Source organism: uncultured Escherichia sp., assembly GCF_948475835.1.
In the GTDB taxonomy this organism is placed as follows: domain Bacteria; phylum Pseudomonadota; class Gammaproteobacteria; order Enterobacterales; family Enterobacteriaceae; genus ECMA0423.
In genome coordinates this window covers 1-5,061 of sequence record NZ_CAOLGM010000196.1, presented here as the reverse complement: position 1 = coordinate 5,061, position 5,061 = coordinate 1, and the positions used below count along the sequence as shown (strand labels likewise).

Annotated in this window: 5 protein-coding genes, 1 pseudogene and 1 riboswitch; all 6 genes and pseudogenes read left to right on the top strand. The window is 49.4% G+C overall.

The genetic code is table 11. The annotated features are described in order from the left end of the window. A pseudogene (gene pocR / locus QZF50_RS22500) lies at positions 1–508 on the top strand (regulatory protein PocR); the annotation flags it as partial. A gap of 88 nt (positions 509–596) precedes the next feature. Further along, a riboswitch (cobalamin riboswitch) is annotated at positions 597–772 on the top strand. 217 nt (positions 773–989) lie between these two features. Continuing rightward, complete coding sequence (locus QZF50_RS22495; protein ID WP_000849054.1) at positions 990–1,427, top strand: hypothetical protein; 438 nt, start codon at positions 990–992, stop codon at positions 1,425–1,427. Between the two features lie 133 nt (positions 1,428–1,560). Continuing rightward, the gene (cobU, locus tag QZF50_RS22490; RefSeq protein ID WP_000973159.1) at positions 1,561–2,106 is read left to right on the top strand and encodes a bifunctional adenosylcobinamide kinase/adenosylcobinamide-phosphate guanylyltransferase; all 546 of its coding nucleotides are present in this window, start codon (positions 1,561–1,563) and stop codon (positions 2,104–2,106) included. Then, on the top strand, positions 2,103–2,846 hold the full coding sequence (cobS, locus tag QZF50_RS22485) for an adenosylcobinamide-GDP ribazoletransferase (RefSeq protein ID WP_001297350.1): 744 nt from the start codon (positions 2,103–2,105) through the stop codon (positions 2,844–2,846). The genes cobU and cobS overlap by 4 nt, the downstream gene beginning before the upstream one ends. 11 nt (positions 2,847–2,857) lie before the next feature. Beyond that, positions 2,858–3,937, top strand: coding sequence for a nicotinate-nucleotide--dimethylbenzimidazole phosphoribosyltransferase (gene cobT / locus QZF50_RS22480; protein ID WP_001193798.1), 1,080 nt, complete (start codon positions 2,858–2,860; stop codon positions 3,935–3,937). A 61-nt stretch (positions 3,938–3,998) separates the two neighbouring features. After that, complete coding sequence (ldtA, locus tag QZF50_RS22475) at positions 3,999–4,934, top strand: L,D-transpeptidase (RefSeq protein WP_000986308.1); 936 nt, start codon at positions 3,999–4,001, stop codon at positions 4,932–4,934. The last annotated feature ends 127 nt before the right edge of the window (positions 4,935–5,061 follow it).

The window sequence follows — 5,061 nt, the reverse complement described above, 5'->3', positions numbered from 1 at the left end:
ATTCCGCAAAGTTCCTGAGATGGATTACTCAAGAGTTATGGCCTCTGCTGATTTGTTGAAGTTGATTGTGGAAAATTGCCTCAAAAAACAACTCAATTTTGTGGTTATTAAAGAGAACAAATCTCGGTCAGATTCGGTGCGCCAGACTCGTGCGCCTAATCCCCACGACAATAAAATGAAAAAAGCTTTACGCTATATTGATGCGCATTTATCAGACGATTTGCGTCTGGAAGATGTCGCCTCGCACGTTTATCTAAGTCCTTATTATTTCAGTAAGTTATTCAAGAAATACCATGGAATCGGTTTTAATGCGTGGGTAAACCAACAACGGATGGCCAGCGCTCGTGAGTTACTGTGCCATAGTGACTGGAGCATCGCCAGCATTGCGCGTAATTTAGGTTTTTCGCAAACCAGTTATTTTTGCAAAGTTTTCCGTCAGACTTATCAGGTTACGCCGCAGGTGTATCGACAGCAAGTGAGTGAAAATGCGGCGATGGAAACGGTATAGAATAAATGCTAAAAAAAGGGAAGGTTTAAATAAACGCTGGAATGAATAATTAACGTTATTTACGTGTTATGGGAAAAGTGAAATCAGCTCATAACATACGCTGACAGGTGTGGCACATTTGTGCCTGGGAAGAGGGTGAAAATCCCTCGCAGCCCCCGCTGCTGTAATGCTGACAAACCCGAAAATGCCACTGATCGCGAGATTGGGAAGGTCGGGTGAGGATGACGCTAAGCCAGAAGACCAGTCTGTCAGTCAATACCAACAACTTCGGTGGGAAGTGGGTTGCCCGGAAGCGTCCGGTAGAGTACTGGCGCGTCTTTATACCCCTACCACCCTGAAAGGATCAGGGTATGGCGGCATCATTTAGTTCTTTCATCGCAGTGCCGACAGGCACCAGGGCTGCATTCAAGGTGTGGCAATATTGTTTCATGGCTTATCAACCAGACCGCCATTACAGGAAATTAAGTGGAGGGCGAGAGACATGAAAACGATAAAACCCGAATCGATAGCTCTTTTTTGCCTCTTATCTGGAGATGTGGATCTGGCGAAACATCTGGCTGAAATATTGCCAATAACCTGTTTTGTTGGTGAGGACTGGCAGCAAGATTTCCAGCCTCTTGATGGTGGGCCTGTGCAATCGTTATCAGATGCGTATAGCGATTATTCAGTGCTGCTATTGATAGCAGCTGAAAGCGAGATATCCGTACCAGAATGGCTCGCTCATTCTGAGGGAACGACGGTAATTTTGATTGCAGAACACAATGCCCGTTTGCTGACTGGTCCGGCTGGTGGGGCTGTAGCATTAATCCATTATCTGAATGAAATCTGTCATTCCAGAGAAACCGCTGTCAATGACGCATTTTGTCAGACGTTAACACGAGGAAGTCTGGCTATTCCACATAGCCATCTTCTTTCGTAATGGATTGAGAATGCTGGATTTTTAATTATATTACGCGCAGTATTAATCGCGTAAATGTTTTGCGGTCAGCAACGGTGGGGGATCCATTGTTCTGTTCAATGAATACCATCATACAATTGAATCAGGAGTCGGTATGATGATTTTGGTGACGGGGGGCGCACGGAGCGGGAAGAGTCGCCATGCAGAGGCGCTTATTGGGGACTCTTCACAGGTTCTGTATATCGCCACCTCACAAATCCTTGATGATGAGATGGCTGCACGGATAGAACATCATCGGCAAGGCCGCCCGGCGCACTGGCGCACGGTGGAGCGTTGGCAACATCTTGATGAATTAATTCATGCAGACATTAACCCGCATGAGGCTGTATTGCTGGAATGCGTTACCACCATGGTGACTAATCTGTTGTTTGATTATGGCGGCGATAAAGACCCTGATGAATGGGATTATCAGGCGATGGAACAGGCGATTAATGCTGAGATTCAGTCGTTGATTGCTGCCTGCCAACGTTGTCCCGCAAAGGTTGTATTAGTGACTAACGAAGTGGGAATGGGGATTGTGCCGGAGAGTCGTCTGGCACGACATTTTCGTGATATTGCCGGGCGGGTAAATCAGCAGCTGGCCGCTGCGGCAAATGAAGTATGGTTGGTGGTTTCGGGTATTGGAGTAAAAATCAAATGAGTAAATTATTTTGGGCGATGCTCTCTTTTATTACGCGTCTGCCTGTACCGCGTCGCTGGTCCCAGGGACTGGATTTCGAGCATTATTCTCGCGGTATTATTACTTTTCCTTTAATTGGATTATTGCTTGGCGCGATTAGCGGGCTGGTCTTCATGGTGCTGCAGGCATGGTGTGGCGTACCACTGGCGGCACTGTTTAGCGTGCTTGTGCTGGCGCTGATGACCGGGGGATTCCACCTGGACGGCCTCGCCGATACCTGTGATGGCGTATTTTCTGCACGTAGCCGCGATCGCATGTTGGAAATCATGCGTGATAGCCGTTTAGGCACCCACGGCGGTCTGGCATTGATTTTTGTGGTACTGGCAAAGATTCTGGTGTTAAGCGAGTTGGCTCTGCGTGGCGAACCGATCCTTGCATCGCTGGCGGCAGCATGTGCGGTCAGCCGCGGGACTGCCGCATTATTGATGTATCGTCATCGTTATGCCCGGGAAGAAGGGCTTGGCAATGTGTTCATTGGCAAAATTGATGGGCGACAAACCTGCGTCACACTCGGCTTAGCCGCTATTTTTGCTGCCGTATTATTGCCGGGTATGCATGGTGTGGCTGCTATGGTGGTGACGATGGTGGCGATTTTCATCCTCGGTCAGCTTCTCAAACGTACGCTGGGCGGGCAAACCGGCGATACGCTGGGAGCTGCTATAGAGCTTGGTGAACTGGTCTTCCTGCTGGCACTGCTATAAAGAGACGTGACATGCAAACACTTGCCGATTTACTGAATACGATCCCTGCCATCGATCCTGCCGCGATGTCGCGTGCACAACGGCATATTGACGGGTTACTCAAACCTGTTGGTAGCCTGGGAAGGCTGGAGGCGCTTGCCATACAACTGGCAGGAATGCCGGGGTTGAATGGCATACCGCATGTGGGCAAAAAAGCGGTACTGGTTATGTGTGCCGATCACGGCGTCTGGGAGGAAGGGGTCGCTATTTCCCCAAAAGAAGTGACAGCCATTCAGGCTGAAAATATGACCCGCGGAACAACCGGCGTGTGTGTGCTGGCAGCACAAGCGGGCGCTAACGTCTACGTAATTGATGTTGGTATTGATACTGCTGAGCCTATCCCCGGGCTTATCAACATGCGTGTTGCTCGAGGTAGTGGCAATATTGCTTCAGCTCCGGCAATGAGTCGCCATCAGGCAGAAAAGTTGCTTTTGGACGTCATATGTTATACGCGGGAGCTGGCAAAAAACGGTGTTACGCTGTTTGGTGTAGGTGAACTGGGGATGGCAAACACGACACCGGCAGCGGCAATAGTCAGCACAATCACTGGCCGGGCTCCTGAAGAAGTGGTTGGGATTGGCGCAAACCTGCCGACAGATAAACTGGCTAATAAAATTGATGTTGTGCGCCGGGCGATTACGTTGAATCAACCAAATCCGCAGGATGGCGTTGATGTCCTGGCAAAAGTGGGTGGATTTGATTTGGTCGGAATGGCTGGCGTGATGTTAGGCGCTGCTTCCTGCGGTTTACCCGTGTTGCTGGATGGATTTCTTTCTTATGCTGCCGCGCTCGCAGCCTGCCAGATGTCTCCTGCAATCAAACCGTATCTCATTCCTTCTCACCTGTCGGCAGAAAAAGGGGCGCGTATTGCGCTGTCGCATTTGGGGCTGGAGCCTTATCTCAATATGGAGATGCGTTTAGGTGAGGGGAGTGGCGCAGCTCTGGCGATGCCCATCATCGAAGCTGCCTGTGCGATATATAACAACATGGGCGAACTTGCTGCCAGTAATATTGTTCTACCGGGGAATACGACTTCTGATTTGAACAGTTAAAAACGAAAAGTCTGATAAAAGCTATACTTAACGGATAGCTTTCGCGACTTAGGAAAGGGACATGATGCGTCGTGTAAATATTTTTTGCTCATTTGCTCTGCTTTTTGCCAGCCATACTAGCCTGGCGGTAACTTATCCATTACCTCCAGAGGGTAGCCGTTTAGTGGGGCAGTCGTTTACTGTAACTGTTCCTGATCACAATACCCAGCCGCTGGAGACTTTTGCCGCACAATACGGGCAAGGGTTAAGTAACATGCTGGAAGCGAACCCGGGCGCTGATGTTTTTTTGCCGAAGTCTGGCTCGCAACTCACCATTCCGCAGCAACTGATTTTGCCCGCCACTGTTCGTAAAGGGATTGTGGTTAACGTCGCTGAGATGCGTCTTTATTACTACCCACCAGACAGTAATACTGTGGAAGTCTTTCCTATTGGTATCGGCCAGGCTGGGCGAGAAACCCCGCGTAACTGGGTGACTACCGTTGAACGTAAACAAGAAGCTCCAACCTGGACGCCAACGCCGAACACTCGGCGCGAATATGCGAAACGAGGGGAGAGTTTGCCCGCATTTGTTCCTGCGGGCCCCGATAATCCCATGGGGCTGTACGCGATTTATATTGGCAGGTTGTATGCCATCCATGGTACCAATGCCAATTTTGGTATTGGGCTCCGGGTAAGTCAGGGCTGTATTCGTCTGCGCAATGACGATATCAAATATCTGTTTGATAATGTTCCTGTTGGGACGCGTGTGCAAATTATCGACCAGCCAGTAAAATACACCACTGAACCAGATGGCTCGAACTGGCTGGAAGTTCATGAGCCGTTGTCGCGCAATCGTGCAGAATATGAGTCTGACCGAAAAGTGCCATTGCCGGTAACCCCATCTTTGCGGGCGTTTATCAGCGGGCAAGAAGTTGATGTAAATCGCGCAAATGCTGCGTTGCAACGTCGATCGGGAATGCCTGTGCAAATTAGTTCTGGTTCAAGACAGATGTTTTAAGAGCGTTGGTAATTAGAAAGCAAAAAGCCTGCTAGAAAGCAGGCTTTTTTGAATTTGGCTCCTCTGACTGGACTCGAACCAGTGACATACGGATTAACAGTCCGCCGTTCTACCGACTGAACTACAG

Coding starts and splice junctions, on each gene's coding strand:
- ldtA (WP_000986308.1), top strand. CDS start 3,999: ATGATGCGTCGTGTAAATATTTTTTGCTCATTTGCTCTGCTTTTTGCC.
- cobS (WP_001297350.1), top strand. CDS start 2,103: ATGAGTAAATTATTTTGGGCGATGCTCTCTTTTATTACGCGTCTGCCT.
- cobT (WP_001193798.1), top strand. CDS start 2,858: ATGCAAACACTTGCCGATTTACTGAATACGATCCCTGCCATCGATCCT.
- cobU (WP_000973159.1), top strand. CDS start 1,561: ATGATGATTTTGGTGACGGGGGGCGCACGGAGCGGGAAGAGTCGCCAT.
- QZF50_RS22495 (WP_000849054.1), top strand. CDS start 990: ATGAAAACGATAAAACCCGAATCGATAGCTCTTTTTTGCCTCTTATCT.